This window comes from Rhodococcus sp. CX, assembly GCF_015865005.1.
Lineage (GTDB): Bacteria > Actinomycetota > Actinomycetes > Mycobacteriales > Mycobacteriaceae > Rhodococcus.
The window spans coordinates 1344-15133 of sequence record NZ_JADZGH010000136.1; the positions used below are offsets into that span (position 1 = coordinate 1344).

At 70.9% G+C, this 13790-nt stretch carries 13 protein-coding genes; 7 read left to right on the top strand and 6 right to left on the bottom strand.

Going from position 1 to position 13790, the window contains the following annotated elements; all coding sequences use genetic code 11:
* Window positions 1–560: energy-coupling factor ABC transporter ATP-binding protein (locus tag I0Q12_RS14525; RefSeq protein WP_197252592.1), on the bottom strand; the 560-nt coding region annotated here is incomplete at its 3' end.
* 10 nt (window positions 561–570) lie between these two features.
* Window positions 571–1167 (bottom strand): biotin transporter BioY, encoded by a 597-nt coding sequence (locus I0Q12_RS14530; protein ID WP_197252581.1) that lies wholly within the window; start codon window positions 1165–1167, stop codon window positions 571–573.
* Between the two features lie 229 nt (window positions 1168–1396).
* Here I0Q12_RS14530 and I0Q12_RS14535 point away from each other — a divergent pair, with 229 nt between their 5' ends.
* Window positions 1397–1570 (top strand): hypothetical protein, encoded by a 174-nt coding sequence (locus I0Q12_RS14535; RefSeq protein ID WP_197252582.1) that lies wholly within the window; start codon window positions 1397–1399, stop codon window positions 1568–1570.
* Between the two features lie 43 nt (window positions 1571–1613).
* Here I0Q12_RS14535 and I0Q12_RS14540 read toward each other — a convergent pair whose 3' ends face one another.
* Together I0Q12_RS14540 and I0Q12_RS14545 are read right to left on the bottom strand one after the other, a co-directional pair.
* Complete coding sequence (locus I0Q12_RS14540; RefSeq protein ID WP_374068703.1) at window positions 1614–4109, bottom strand: phosphatidylglycerol lysyltransferase domain-containing protein; 2496 nt, start codon at window positions 4107–4109, stop codon at window positions 1614–1616.
* 11 nt (window positions 4110–4120) lie between these two features.
* Complete coding sequence (locus I0Q12_RS14545) at window positions 4121–5452, bottom strand: alpha/beta hydrolase family protein (protein WP_197252583.1); 1332 nt, start codon at window positions 5450–5452, stop codon at window positions 4121–4123.
* 57 nt (window positions 5453–5509) lie between these two features.
* Between I0Q12_RS14545 and I0Q12_RS14550 the strand changes: the two genes are divergently transcribed.
* Window positions 5510–6226 carry a PIG-L deacetylase family protein gene (locus tag I0Q12_RS14550; protein ID WP_197252584.1) on the top strand — a complete coding sequence of 239 codons (717 nt, stop codon included), beginning with the start codon at window positions 5510–5512 and terminating at the stop codon, window positions 6224–6226.
* On the opposite strand, the gene I0Q12_RS14555 is transcribed toward I0Q12_RS14550, so the two are convergent.
* The gene (locus I0Q12_RS14555) at window positions 6223–7110 is read right to left on the bottom strand and encodes a diacylglycerol kinase (protein WP_197252585.1); all 888 of its coding nucleotides are present in this window, start codon (window positions 7108–7110) and stop codon (window positions 6223–6225) included. The two genes, I0Q12_RS14550 and I0Q12_RS14555, sit on opposite strands and share 4 nt — an antisense overlap.
* Window positions 7107–8729 carry an FAD-binding oxidoreductase gene (locus I0Q12_RS14560; protein ID WP_197252586.1) on the bottom strand — a complete coding sequence of 541 codons (1623 nt, stop codon included), beginning with the start codon at window positions 8727–8729 and terminating at the stop codon, window positions 7107–7109. The genes I0Q12_RS14555 and I0Q12_RS14560 overlap by 4 nt, the downstream gene beginning before the upstream one ends.
* Before the next feature lie 20 nt (window positions 8730–8749).
* Here I0Q12_RS14560 and I0Q12_RS14565 point away from each other — a divergent pair, with 20 nt between their 5' ends.
* The 5 genes from I0Q12_RS14565 (at window position 8750) to recA (ending at window position 13568) form a co-directional block, all read left to right on the top strand.
* Window positions 8750–9370: a TetR/AcrR family transcriptional regulator gene (locus I0Q12_RS14565; RefSeq protein ID WP_197252587.1), complete on the top strand. Its 621-nt coding sequence runs from the start codon at window positions 8750–8752 to the stop codon at window positions 9368–9370.
* Window positions 9367–10905 carry a glycerol-3-phosphate dehydrogenase/oxidase gene (locus I0Q12_RS14570; RefSeq protein ID WP_197252588.1) on the top strand — a complete coding sequence of 513 codons (1539 nt, stop codon included), beginning with the start codon at window positions 9367–9369 and terminating at the stop codon, window positions 10903–10905. Before I0Q12_RS14565 ends, I0Q12_RS14570 begins: the two co-directional genes overlap by 4 nt.
* Window positions 10906–10949: 44 nt before the next feature.
* Window positions 10950–12098 carry a glycosyltransferase gene (locus tag I0Q12_RS14575; RefSeq protein ID WP_197252589.1) on the top strand — a complete coding sequence of 383 codons (1149 nt, stop codon included), beginning with the start codon at window positions 10950–10952 and terminating at the stop codon, window positions 12096–12098.
* Between the two features lie 48 nt (window positions 12099–12146).
* Entirely contained in the window at window positions 12147–12341 is a 195-nt protein-coding gene (locus I0Q12_RS14580; protein WP_197252590.1) for a DUF3046 domain-containing protein, read from the top strand.
* Window positions 12342–12530: 189 nt separating this feature from the next.
* Entirely contained in the window at window positions 12531–13568 is a 1038-nt protein-coding gene (recA, locus tag I0Q12_RS14585) for a recombinase RecA (protein WP_197252591.1), read from the top strand.
* Window positions 13569–13790: the final 222 nt, after the last annotated feature.

The window sequence follows — 13790 nt, forward strand, 5'->3', positions numbered from 1 at the left end:
ACGACGATCAACTGCTGTTCGAGGTTCGCGAACGTCTGCGAGATCAGCCTGGTATTGCGGAGATCGAGCAGGGTGGTCGGCTCGTCCGCGACGAGGACCTGCGGGTCGGTGACCATGATCGCGGCCAGCGCCAGCATCTGCTTCTGGCCTCCCGACAGCAGGTGGCTGGGGTGGTCGTGGTGCCCGCCGAGGCCGAAGTCGCCGAGCACCCGCCGGACCCGTTCGGCGCGTTCGGCTTTGCCGAGTCCGCTGCGCCGCAACGAGAAGTCCACATCCTCGGCGACGGTCGGCATGACGATCTGGTGGTCGGGATCGGTGAACACGAATCCGACGCGTCGCCGCACCTCGCGGCCCTTGCGTGCGGTGTCCAGGCCGTCGACGGTGACCGTGCCGGAGGTGGGAACGACGAGACCGTTGATCATGCGGGCCAGCGTCGATTTGCCGCTGCCGTTGGCCCCGACGATCCCGATCCGCCTTTCGGTGAGGATCACGTCGATGCCGTCGAGCACGACCCGCTCGCCGTAGGCGTGTCGGACCGAATCGAAGCGGATCTCGCTCATCGACGGACGGTCAGTGGGCGAGATCGCCGGCGGGCTTCGCCGCCACGCGCGACGCGATCAGGCCGGGGTAGGCGCGGTGCACCTGCGCCGCAACGGCGGCTGCGACGACGGCCTTGAGCAGGTCGCCGGGCAGGAACGTCACGTTGGCGCTCAGCGCGGCCCAGAAGGTCAGGTCGGTGCGCAGCAGCATCCCGGCGATGCCGAAGGCGTACAGCACCACGATCCCGCCCAGCACGTTGATCGCGACACCGGGCACCACCCGGTAGCGCGGCAGCATCCGCGCGGACAGCCAGCCGATGACCGCGACGGCGGGAATCCAGCCGATCAGGAAGCCGGCGGTGGGGGAGGCCAGGGACGTGAGGGTCGTGCGACCGCCGGCGAGCACGGGAAGCGCAAGACCCAGCACGATGACCGTCGCGACGGACAGCACACCCTTGCGGGCACCGAGCAGTGCGCCGGCGAGCATCACTCCGAGGGTCTGCAGCGTGATCGGCACACCCGACGATCCGATGGTGATCTGCCCGGGAAGCCCGAGCGCGATGATCAGAGCAGCGAACACGGCGATCTGCGCCAGGTCGCGGGCGGGAATGCGACGGGTCGACGACACGATTTCTCAGCCTTCTTCACATGGGTGGGAACGCGTCGAGCCTATGTGCCTTGTGCGTGCTGTGCGTCACCACCCCGCTCCGGGAGTGACCCCGACGTGGCGGCCGACGGCTCGGGGATTCCCCCCATCTTTCCCTGATTTGTGTTCTGACCTGGTGTTTTTCCGGTCTGGGACTGTCAGGATCGTGGTGTACGGCAGTGAGAAATGCCAATCGAGTCAGGAGAAGGCGATGTTCTGGAAGATCGTGGGTGTGGTGGCGCTGGTGTGGATCGGCCTGGCGTTGTTCGGCGCCCTGTTCGAGCACTTGTTCGGGATTCTCGTGGTGAGCGCGATCATCTTCGGCGGATATCTGATCTACAAGGCGATCGCGGGTGACAAGCACGACGACATCATGAAGGTCTGATCCACGGCGCTCCGCGCCTGTCGTCCGCAGCGGTCCGAGCCTGTCACCTGCGCAGCAACCGGGTGAGCAGGCGCCGCCCTTGCCCGAGCGAGACGTCGGGAAGGTAGGCGCGTCCGACCGCGACGCCGATCGCGGGCAGCGCGGCGGGATCCGGGAAGACCATGTACAGGGGCCGGTACTCGGGCTGGAACTTGGACTTGAACGCGAGCAGCGACCGGAACCCGTAGACCGGTTCGAGGGTGCGCCCGAGCATCTCGAGCAGCGCGTCGAGTGCCGTGCGGTCCACCGCGTCGGTCCGTCCGGCCGCGGCCAGGGGCGCACCGGACAGGCTCAGGTACTCGAGTCCCTCCTGCTGGGCAGACAACGCGGCCGACGCGATGAGGAACTCCATCGATGGGCGGAAACCGTCGGAGCGACGCCGCATGAAGTCGAGGGTCAGCGCGACGACGGTGCCGTCGCGGTAGACCGGCATCCACGAGGTGATGGCGTGGACGTGCCGGTCGCCGTCGATCGCGAGCAGCAGCCGGACCTCGGGGTCGCGGAGTTCCTCGAGACCGCCGAGCGTGAACCCCATCTCCGGCAGGCCCTTGTCGGCGACCCATTCCTCGGAGATCGCCACGATCTGCTCGACGACGGCCAGCGGCGCGTCGTGCAGGGTCGTCCATTCGGCGGTGACGCCGTCCTTGCGGGCCCGGTTGAGGGCGGTGCGCACGTCCTGGAACTTCTTGCCGGAGAAGGCCAGCCCTTCGAGCCGGATCACGGTTTCCTCGGCGACCTGCAGGCACGTCCAGCCGTGCTCGCGGGCGATGGCCGCGGTGGGCTCGCCGACCGAGTACAGGCACGGGGTCCAGCCGTTCTCGGCGCAGTACGAGGCGAATTCGTCGACGGCGGCGACGAGGGTGTCGCGGTCGCCGATCGGGTCGCCGGTGGTGAGCGCGACACCGGAGTGCACCCGGTAGGCGACGGCGTGCCTGCCGTCGGAGGAGAACCAGTAGTGGTTGCCGCCCCAGGTGGTCATCCACGACAGGGACGATCCGCCGGGCGAGTGCAGCAGTTCGCGGACGCGTCGCTGCGCGTCGGCGTCGTAGCCGAGCGCCGGCACCTGGAAGCTGCGCAGCATCAGCCCGCAGAACACCGCCCACACCAGGACGCCGACCCACTCGAACAGCAGGGTCGCGGCGGACGTGAGCGGCAGCACGGGCGGTTCGAACAGCTGGAGGTAGACCGGCGGGATCAGCCGCCGCGGCATGTCCCGCAGCAGGGTCCATGCTCCCGGATCGCGATCGAAGCCGTCGGCGAGCAGCGATCCGGCGCCGACGTAGACGAGTGCGGCGACCACGACGGCGCCGAGTGTGCCCAACCACACGGGGGCATAGGTGCCGCGTGGGGCACGGACCTGGAACAGTCGTCGGCTCCCCAGCAGCAGCACGAGGATCGCGACCAGCGCCAGCAGCGGGGCCAGTTCCATGTACACCGAGCTGTGCCGATGCTGCCCGTACAGCAACGACCGGGTCGCGTCCTGCTCGGTGGTCTCGGCGACGAGGCTCGCGGCCGCGACCGCGATCAGCGCGACGTGCGCCCACACCGACAGCAGCCACCCGGCGCGTCGTCCCCGGCGCAACCCATCCGCGGACACGAGCAGCACGATCGACGGCATCAGGTTCATCACCAGCGGTCCGAGCCCGGACAGCCGCAGCGCCTGCTGTCCCTTGCGGCATTCGTCGTGCAGCGCCGGGTCGGCACACACGTCCACCAGTTCGCGCGCCGAATAGGGGACCTGGTCGAACAGCATCCGCAGCGCCGAGAGCGGTCCGATCGCGTGCGGAGAGAACGCGGCCAGCACGGGACCGAGCACGCTCGCGGCCACGACCAGCGCGACCAGCGTGCGTTGCTCGCGGACGGTGCCACCGAGCGCCGGGCCCCGCGCGGAGCGTCCGCACAGCCACGGCCCCAGAACCACGCCCGCCACCGCCGCGCACAGCCGCGTCACGTCCTGCAGGTGCCCGGCGAACAGGGCGGCCGTCACCAGGAACACCAGCACGAGCGTCCGGATCCGTCGGCGCCACAGGGTGTTCATCACCGAGGTCGACGCGAGCAGCGTACCCAGGACCCAGGGGACTGGATCCTCGATCACATGACCGTGAAGTTCGAGGCCCCACGTGTTCGGGACGGTCGACACGACCCACGCGATCAGCAGCGCCAGCGCCGAACCGATGCCCTGCGTCACGACCGCGGCGGCGGCGAACGGCACGCTGCCGATGCGATTCTCCGTCGGTACCGCCACCGCCAGGATCACGACGGTCACCAGCAGGTACTCGACGATGCCGGACGCGAACAGGCCCGAGGTCCACAGCACCCACACATGTCCGCTCTCGAAGCTCGCCACCCCCGACGACACCCATCGCGCGAGATCGGGGGACGGTCCGTGCCGGAGGGCGCCGGTCAGGATCCCGAGCAGCCACAACGCGGCCAGCAGCACGAGCGATACCGGTGCGCGGCGCAGTGCTCTCGCTGCGCGCCCGGCGGGCCCGTCGAGCACCCGCCGCGCGGTCACGAGGTGAGACCCAGTCGCCGGCTCAGCCACGGCATCTCCTTCTCCAGTGCGGCGGACCACAGTGAAAACGTGTGTCCCCCTGGCAGTTCCGTCAAGTGCACGTCCATACCGGCCGCGCGTGCCGCGGCGGTGAGCTGCTCGACACCCGCACGGTACTCGCGGTCGTCGAGACCCACCACGAACGCACCCGCGCTGTCGGGATAGCGGTTGTGCGCAAGCAGATCCGCCGGGTTGTTGCGGGCGAAGGCCGCGTCGTCGCCGCCGAACGCCTCCTGCACGGTGCGGGCGCGATCACCGAGGGTGGGCTCGGCCTGTCCGGAGATGTCGAGGAAGGTCGGATACACGTCCGGCCGGAGGGTCGCGAGTTGCAGCGCACACGTACCGCCGTAGGACAACCCGCCGATCGCCCACGCCCGCGGCTCCTGGTCGATCTGCAGGTTCTGCTTCACCCAGGCGGGCACGTCCACGGTCAGGTACGACGCGGCGTTGCCCAGTCGCGAATCCATGCACAGCGGATTGGCGAACTGCCCGCCGGTGCCGTCCGCGACCACGACCACGGGTGCGAGCCCGTCGTGTTGCGCGGCGAACGCGTCCATCGTCTGTGTCAGCCTGCCGCCGACCAGCCAGTCGTCCGGACTGCCGGGCTGTCCCGCCAGCAGGACCAGAACCGGAAGTTCGGGGCGAGGATCGGTGAAATAGGCCGGGGGCAGGTAGATCCGCGCTTCACGTGCGGGGAACCCGGACGTTGCGGCGGGGATCGGTGCAGACACCACGGCACCGGTGGAAGGCATGTCGGGCGGTGGTGACCACTGCGCCGAGAGTGGCGTGCCCGTGACGGTCGTCGCGGTGCGGGCCTGCGCTTCGGTGAGCGGAACGGTGCGGAACACGGACAGGCCCAGTGCGGATCGCACGGTCGGATAGGCGTCGAAGACGAGGTTGATCTGGCCTGCCGCCGCGGTGGCGACCAGTGCCGCCGCGACGACGAGGCCCACTGCAACCGGGATGTGACGGCGCTCCCGGCGCCGGAACAGCCATCGGCCGATCAGCAGCGCGACGGCCAGGACGGCGGTCGCGGACCATGCGTACACGGCGTGCGGCAAGGGGTCCGGGAACGGTCGCCACACCTTCTCGATCAGCAGCGCCGCGAGTCCGACCAGAACCAGCGTCGCCGCGATCGCGCCGGGGATGCCGACGACGGTCCAACGTCGACTCCTGCGCGCCACGAGTACCGCGATCCCGACCACGGTCAGACACCAGAACGTCACGGCCGCCGCGGTGGTGATCAGCTGTACGTCGAGCATCGCATCGGCGATACCGGACCAGGACATGATCATCAGTATGCGCGAGTGCCCCCGCACCGAACCGTCATCGCAGATAGTGGTCGTATGGAATCGGTACCGGAGGACTGGGAAAGCGGACTGGTGATCGCGGCGCATCCCGACGACATCGAATACGGCGCGGCCGCGGCGGTCGCGCGATGGACCCGGCAGGGAAAGGACATTCGCTACGTGCTGGCCACCAGCGGCGAAGCGGGCATCGCCGGCCTGCCTCCGGAGGAGTGCGGGCCGCTGCGCGAAGCGGAGGAACGGGAATCGGCGCGGATCGTCGGTGTCGAGCAGGTCGAGTTCCTCGGTCACCGCGACGGCACACTCGTCGCCGGACCGGATCTGCGCCGCGACCTCGCCGCCGCGATCCGGCGGCACCGCCCGCACATGGTGGTCACCGGCAATTTCGGGCTCACCTGGTTCCCGGGGATTCTCAACAGCGCCGACCATCGTGCGCTGGGGCTCAGCGTGCTCGACGCGGTCTCCGACGCCGCCAACGAGTGGATCTTCCCGGAGTTGGCCGAACAGGGACTCGAACCGTGGACCGGGGTGCGATGGGTCGCCGTCAACACCACGATGCCGACGCACGCGGTGGACGTCACCGACACGGTCGAGGTCGCGGTGGCCTCGCTCGCCGCGCACCGGCGTTACCTCGAGGCATTGAGCGATGTGCCCGTCGAGGAACAGGCGCAGGCTCAGGTGGCGATGGCGTCGGGGCCGCTGCCGGGGTTCGACGCCACCCACGCCGCCGGATTCGAGCTGTACACGTTCGGCTAGGGAACGAACACGCAGCCGGCGTCGGGCATGGCCTCGATGTCGACGGGCAGGGGTCCGACGCGCTCGCCGTCGGCGTAGGCGGTGATGCCGGGGCAGTCGAGCCGCACCGACCGCGCCCGGTACACCGTCACCTCGTCGAGGTCGACGTGGGTGCCGCGGTAGACCCTCGGGAACAGGCGCAGCAGCCGCGACCGGCTCGCGGAGGTCACCACGACCACGTCGAACAGGCCGTCGTCGAGCCGCGCGTTCGGTGCGATCCGCATCCCGCCGCCGTAACTCGACGCGTTGCCCACCGACACCATCGTGGCTTCGGTGTCGAAGGTATTGCCGTCCAAGGTGATTCGATAGGGAAGCAGTCTCAGGTTCGCGAGTTCGGCCACGGTCGCCGCGTTGTAGCGCAGGTGCCCGCGCGGCCACCGCATCCGATTCGCGCGGTCGGTGACCAGGGAATCGAACCCGCTGGCGAGCACCGTGCCGAACCACAGCGGCCGGAGCCCGACCGGCGTCGCGCGCCCGAGATCGATCGTCCGGGTACGGCCGCCGACGATCACGTCGGCGGCCGCGACGGGATCGGTGGGGATGCCGAGCGCGCGCGCGTGGTCGTTGCCGGTGCCGGCCGGTACGATGCCGAGCGGAATTCCGGTGCCGGCTGCCGCCTGCCACGCCAGGAACACCAGGCCATCGCCGCCGATCACCACCAGCGCGTCGGTGCCGTCCGCGACGGCCCGCGCGGCCAGTTCCGAGGATTCGGCGGGGGAGTCGCCGGCGATCTCGGTGACGACGAACCCGCGCTCGCGCAGGCGGTGCAGGGCTGCGGCGCGGACGTGTGCGGACCGCCGGTCGCGGGCGGCCGGATTCGTGAGTGCGGTGACGGTGCCGGTCACCCGATCAGCTTCCCAGGATTGAGGATTCCGCGAGGGTCGATCGCGTTCTTCACCGCGGCGAGCACGTCGAGTCCCAGATCGCCGACTTCCGCTTCCAGCCACGGCAGGTGGTCGCGACCGACCGCGTGGTGATGGGTGATGGTGCCGCCCGCCGCGACGATCGCGTCGCCCGCGGCGCGCTTGGCCCGCGACCACTGCGCGATCGGGTCGTCGGACTGGGCGCACACCACCGTGAAATACAGCGAAGCGCCGGTCGGATAGGTGTGAGAGATGTGGCACATCACCAGCGGCGGTGTGCCCTGCGCGGTCAGGTCCGCGGTGAGCGCCTCGGTGACGGCGGCGCGCAGGGACAGCAGGTTGGACCAGGTCGTCGCGGTCTCGAGGGTTTCGGCGAGCGCCCCGACCCGCAGCAGGGCGTCGCGCAGATGCGGTGCGTCGAACCGGCCGTGCTGCCAGGCGCGGGCCGGACCGTCGCCCAGATCGGTGCCGCCGGACGCCGCGAGCAGCGCCGCGACCTCGGCGGCACGGGCCCGCACGTGCGCTTCGCTGCCCTCGACGGTGGTCACGGCGAGGCAGCCGCCGGGAGCGTCACCGCCGATGTTCTCGTGCAGTGCGAGATTCATGCCGGTTTCGGCCTCGTCCGACAGCCGGAGCACCGTCGGCAGGGCGCCGGTCCGAGCGAGTGTGCGCAATGCCGCCGCGCCGGTCGCGAAATCGGGAAACGACCACGCCCGGAACGCGGTGGTCGCGGGCACGGGGTGAATGCGCACCCCCACCTCGGTGACGATGCCGAGCGTGCCCTCCGAGCCGAGGAACAATCGGCGCAGGTCGGGACCGGCCGCGGACGCCGGCGCCCGTCCGGCGCGCAGTGTGCCGCGCGGGGTGGCGACGACGAGATGGTCGACCATGTCCTCGAACCGCCCGTAGCCGGCCGACGCCTGGCCCGCCGAGCGGGTGACCGCGAAGCCGCCGAGAGTCGCGTGCCGGTAACTCTGAGGGAAGTGACCGAGCGAGAAGCCGTGCGCGGCCAGCAACTGTTCGGTCTGCGGTCCGGTCGCGCCGGCCTGCAGGGTCGCCAGACCGGACACCGGATCGAGGCTCGTCAGCGCGGTCAGGCGGCGCAGATCGACCGTGACCACCGCTTCGAACCGCCCCCGCACCGGATCCACGCCGCCGACGACGCTGGTGCCGCCGCCGAACGGGACCACCGCGATCGCCTCCGGCGAGCAGTAGGAGAGCACGGCGACGACCTCCTCGTGGCTGCCCGGGAACAGCACCGCATCCGGCGCGTCCTGCTCGGCGCGGCTGCGTCGGCGCAGAAGGTCGAGGGTGCTCTTGCCGCCCGCGTGCCGCAGCCGCGTCCGGTCGTCGTCGGCGAAGTGGTCGCGGCCGACGATCCGGGCGAGTTCGTCGCGGTGTTCGGGGCGTAGCCGGCCCGGACTCAGTCGCACGTCGGCTTCGGGGAGGACGCGGTCGCGTCCGGTGTCGACGCCGAGTGCCTGTTCGAGCAGGTCGAGGACCCGCGCGGAGAGTTCGATGCGGCGGTCCTCGGTTCCCCACGCGTCCCACGCCATCGTCGGCGCTTCGTCGGGATGTTGCGGGGTGAAAGGCGCGTTCATGGGTTACAGTTTTACATACGATGTCGATCCGTAACGATGATTCGAGAACCGCAGGTCCGCGCGAGCCCGCCAGGATCGAGGACCAGATCCTCGACGCCGCCTACTCCTGCATGCTCGACTTCGGGTTGCGGCGGACGACGCTCGCCGAGGTTGCCCGCCGCGCGGGGGTCAGCCGCCCGACCGTCTACCGCCGCTGGCCCGACACCCGCGCGATCGTCGCGGACCTGCTCACCCGCGAGATCCGGCGCGTCGTCCCCGACGCGGCCGGCGGTGGCCCGGCGCGGACCCGGCTCGTTCGGGCGGTCGTGACCACCGCCGACGCGATCGGCGCCCATCCGCTGTTCCGGAAGATCGTGAACACCGACCCGGACGTGCTCACCACCTACATCGTCGACCGGCTCGGCACCAGCCAGCGCATGCTGCTCGACACCCTGACCGCCGGCATCGTCGAGGGGCAACGCGACGGATCGATCCGCGAGGGCGAACCGCGGCGGATCGCCGTGATGGTGCTGCTCACCGCGCAGTCGGTGGTCCAGTCGGCGCGCGCGGTCGCCGACACGACACCCCGCGAACAGTTGCTGGCCGAACTCGGCCACGCGGTCGACGCCTATCTGACCCCCACCCAGGGAGGACCACCGTGACCGGACTCGGACCCGGCGCGCTCTCCGCGGTGCGCCGCCGCCGCGACCTGGACCGGCTCGCCGACAACCCCACCGTCGACGTGCTGGTGATCGGCGGCGGGGTGACCGGCGCCGGGGTCACACTCGACGCCGCCGCCCGCGGGCTGAGCGTCGTCCTCGTCGAACGTCACGACCTCGCGTTCGGAACCAGCCGGTGGAGCTCGAAACTCGTCCACGGCGGACTGCGCTATCTCGCGACCGGCAACGTCGGGATCGCACACGAGAGCGCGGTCGAACGCGGCATCCTCATGACCGTCACCGCCCCGCACCTGATCCGGTCGATGCCGCAACTGGTCCCGCTGCTGCCGTCCCTCGGCCGCGCCGAGTCCGCGCTGGTCCGGGCCGGTTTCCTCGCCGGGGACGCGCTGCGCGCGGCGGCCCGCACTCCCGGGACGCTGCTGCCGCGGTCGCGCCGGGTCGGAGCGGCCCGTGCCGCCGCCCTCGTCCCCGCGGTGCGTCGCGACGGACTCCGCGGCGGGCTGCTCGCCCACGACGGGCAGCTCGTCGACGACGCCCGGCTCGTCGTCGCGCTCGCCCGCACCGCCGCGACCTTCGGTGCGCGCATCCTCACCCGCGTCTCCGCGTACGCCGCCACCGCCGAGACGGCGGTCCTGCACGACGAGATCACCGGCGGAGACCTGACGGTGCGGGCCCGCGCGGTGATCAACGCGGCGGGGGTGTGGGCCGGCCACGTCGATCCCTCGATCGCGCTGCGCCCCAGCCGCGGCACCCACCTGGTCCTCGACGCGGCCGCCCTCGGGCACCCTTCCGCGGCGCTCACCGTTCCCGTTCCGGGCGCGACCAACCGGTTCGTGTTCGCCCTGCCCGCCCAGCTCGGGCGGATCTACCTCGGCCTCACCGACGAGGACGCCCCCGGCGACATCCCCGACGTCCCGCACGCGACCGACGGCGAGATCGACTTCCTGCTCGACACCGTCAACTCGGCGCTCACCACCGCGCTGACCCGCGACGACGTGCTCGCCACCTATTCCGGGCTGCGTCCGCTCCTGCGCACGCCCGACGGGGACGGTGCCACGGCGGACCTGTCCCGCAAGCACGCGGTCGTCCGCGGCGGAGGCCGTCCGATCGGCATCGTCGGCGGCAAGCTGACCACCTACCGGAAGATGGCGCAGGACGCGGTGGACGCCGCCGTCGCCGCCACCGGATTGCCGGCCGGGCCCTGCAACACCCACCGGATAGCGCTGGTCGGGGCGGCGGACCGGACGGCGCTGTCCCGGCTGTCGGCGCCGGTGTCCCTGGTGAGTCGCTACGGGACCGAGGCGGCGTTCCTCGCCGCCGATCCCGCGGGACTCGCGCCCGTCGCTCCCGGCCTGGACGTGTGCCGCGCCGAACTCGAGTTCGCAGTCACCCACGAGGGGGCACTCGACGCCGACGACATCCTCGACCGGCGTACCCGCATCGGCCTCGTCCCCGCGGACCGGGCCGCGGCGCACGACGCGGCACTGTCCGTGCTCGCCGAGCACGGCCTCGCCTGACCGGTCCCGGCCGAGCGGCCCGCGCGATGTGACAGGCTGGTGCGATGCGAGTTGCGGTGGTGGCCGGACCTGATGCCGGACATGCGATCCCGGCGATCGAACTGTGCCGGCGCCTGGCGGAGGCGGGGGACGATCCGATCCTGTTCACCGGCGAGCGCTGGCTGGGTACCGACCTGCCCGGCGTCACGTTCGCGCTGCTCAAAGGCCTGGATCCGCGGCCGGGCGACGACGACGCCGACGCCGGCGCCAAGCTCCACGCCCGCGCCGCGCACATCGCGACCGAGATCCTGCCCGACCTGAGCGCGCTGCTGCCGGACCTGGTCGTCTCCGACGTCATCACCGCCGGAGGCGGCATGGCCGCCGAACGGCTCGGCATCCCCTGGATCGAGCTGTCCCCGCATCCGCTGTACCTGCCCTCACGCGGCCTGCCGCCTATCGGCAGCGGTCTCGCGCCCGGTCGTGGGATCCGCGGCCGGGTCCGGGATGCCCTGCTGCGTCGCATGACCGCCCGCTCCGTGCGGCAGGGCGAACGCGAACGCGGCGCCGCGCGGATGGGCATCGGCCTGCCCGAAAAGGACCCGGGACCCGCCGCGCGCCTGATCGCGACCCTGCCGGCGCTCGAGGTGCCGCGACCCGATTGGCCCGCGAACGCGCACCTCGTGGGTCCGCTGCTGTGGGAACCGACCGAGACCGTGCTGGCCCCACCCCCCGGCACCGGCCCGCTGGTGATGGTGGCTCCGTCCACGGCGACCATCGGTGTCGTGGGCATGCTCGACGCCGTGTGCACCGCTCTGGACGGAACCGGGATGCGTGTCGCGGCGACCATGCTCGACGGAGCCGACGGGGAACTGCCGGACTGGGCGGTCGCGGGGCGGGGCCGCCAGGACCTGCTGCTCGGGCAGGCCGACGTGGTGGTGTGCGGCGGCGGTCACGGGATGCTCGCGAAGGCGCTGAGTGCCGGAGTGCCCGCGGTGATCGTGCCCGGGGGCGGCGACCAGTGGGAACTGGCCAACCGGGCCGCCCGGCAGGGCAGCGCGCTGGTGGTGCGGCCGCTCGACCCCGTGGCTGTGCTCACCGCGGTCGAGACGATCCTGAGCGAGAAGCGTTTCGCTGCGGCGGCCCGCAGTGCCGCAGCGACCGCGAGCCGGGTCGAGGATCCGGTGCAGGTCTGCCGGACCGTGGCTACTGCCTGAGCCCGACCGCTTCGACGCGACCGGCCGGCGCCCACTACCGTGGGCGGGATGCGATTGACGGAATTCCACGAGCTCGTCCGGATCGAATTCGGGCAGCTCCACGGCGACGCGTTGCTCCGCGACCACGTGATTCTCTCGCTCGGCGGTCTCACCCCCGCCGAGGCGATCGAAGCAGGTCAGGAGCCTCGAGAGGTGTGGCGGGCCATGTGCGAGGAGTTCGACGTTCCGCCCTCACGCCGGTGACGCGACGAGCCGGAACGCACCGTTCGAACAATTGTTCGCCTATGCTGGTGTCGTGCACGGTGGCGTAGTTGTCCACAGGCGTCGGATCCATCCACAGATCCGGCGGCTCACCGGTCGCCACGACGAACTTGTCGGTACCGGGCTCTAACGTCGTCGACAACAAGACGAGATTCGATGAAGGGGACCACGATGGCAGCACAGGCACACGACCGCGAGAAGGCGCTCGAGCTCGCCCTCGCGCAGATCGACAAGAGCTTCGGCAAGGGCTCCGTGATGCGACTGGGGGAGGAGGCCCACCAGCCGATCGCGGTGATTCCGACGGGATCGATCGCGCTCGACGTCGCACTCGGTATCGGCGGTCTGCCGCGCGGCCGCGTGGTCGAGATCTACGGTCCGGAATCCTCGGGTAAGACGACGGTCGCGCTGCATGCGGTGGCCAACGCGCAGGCCAACGGCGGCATCGCGGCGTTCATCGACGCCGAGCACGCGCTCGACCCGGAGTACGCCCGCAAGCTCGGTGTCGACACCGACGCACTGCTGGTGTCCCAGCCGGACACCGGTGAGCAGGCGCTCGAGATCGCGGACATGCTGATCCGCTCCGGCGCGCTCGACATCATCGTGGTCGACTCGGTCGCGGCGCTCGTGCCGCGCGCCGAGATCGAGGGCGAGATGGGCGACAGCCACGTCGGTCTGCAGGCCCGCCTCATGAGCCAGGCGTTGCGCAAGATGACCGGTGCCCTCAACAACTCCGGCACCACCGCGATCTTCATCAACCAGCTGCGCGAGAAGATCGGCGTCATGTTCGGCTCGCCCGAAACCACCACGGGCGGTAAGGCTCTGAAGTTCTACGCCTCCGTCCGACTGGACGTGCGGCGGATCGAGACGCTCAAGGACGGCGGCGACGCCGTCGGTAACCGCACCCGCGTCAAGGTCGTCAAGAACAAGGTTTCGCCGCCGTTCAAGCAGGCCGAGTTCGACATCCTCTACGGTCAGGGCATCTCCAAGGAGGGCTCGCTCATCGACATGGGTGTCGAGCAGGGCATCGTTCGCAAGTCCGGATCCTGGTACACCTACGAGGGCGACCAGCTCGGCCAGGGCAAGGAGAACGCGCGCAAGTTCCTGCTCGAGAACACCGACATCCGCGACGAGATCGAGAAGAAGATCAAGGAGAAGCTCGGTATCGGCGCCGTGGTCACCGACGAGGCCGAGGAAGCCGCCGACTTCTGACGCACGCCTGCGGCGGGTGGCGGGCACGGTCGACGACCGGGCCCGCCACCCTGGCATCATGGCCGCCATGACCGTGCGGCCGATTCGATTGTGTTTCTTCGGTGATTCGTTCGTCGCGGGAGTCGGTGATCCCGCGCACCGCGGTTGGGCGGGTCTGCTCGCCGAGTGCGCTCGGCCGGCGCTCGGCGACGTCGATGTCACCCGGCCGGCGCTCGGCGACGT

Excerpts from the sequence above, each read along its gene's own strand:
- I0Q12_RS14535 (WP_197252582.1), top strand. The coding sequence starts at position 1,397 with ATGTTCTGGAAGATCGTGGGTGTGGTGGCGCTGGTGTGGATCGGCCTG.
- I0Q12_RS14545 (WP_197252583.1), bottom strand. The coding sequence starts at position 5,452 with ATGTCCTGGTCCGGTATCGCCGATGCGATGCTCGACGTACAGCTGATC.
- I0Q12_RS14550 (WP_197252584.1), top strand. The coding sequence starts at position 5,510 with ATGGAATCGGTACCGGAGGACTGGGAAAGCGGACTGGTGATCGCGGCG.
- I0Q12_RS14560 (WP_197252586.1), bottom strand. The coding sequence starts at position 8,729 with ATGAACGCGCCTTTCACCCCGCAACATCCCGACGAAGCGCCGACGATG.
- I0Q12_RS14565 (WP_197252587.1), top strand. The coding sequence starts at position 8,750 with ATGTCGATCCGTAACGATGATTCGAGAACCGCAGGTCCGCGCGAGCCC.
- I0Q12_RS14575 (WP_197252589.1), top strand. The coding sequence starts at position 10,950 with ATGCGAGTTGCGGTGGTGGCCGGACCTGATGCCGGACATGCGATCCCG.
- I0Q12_RS14580 (WP_197252590.1), top strand. The coding sequence starts at position 12,147 with ATGCGATTGACGGAATTCCACGAGCTCGTCCGGATCGAATTCGGGCAG.
- recA (WP_197252591.1), top strand. The coding sequence starts at position 12,531 with ATGGCAGCACAGGCACACGACCGCGAGAAGGCGCTCGAGCTCGCCCTC.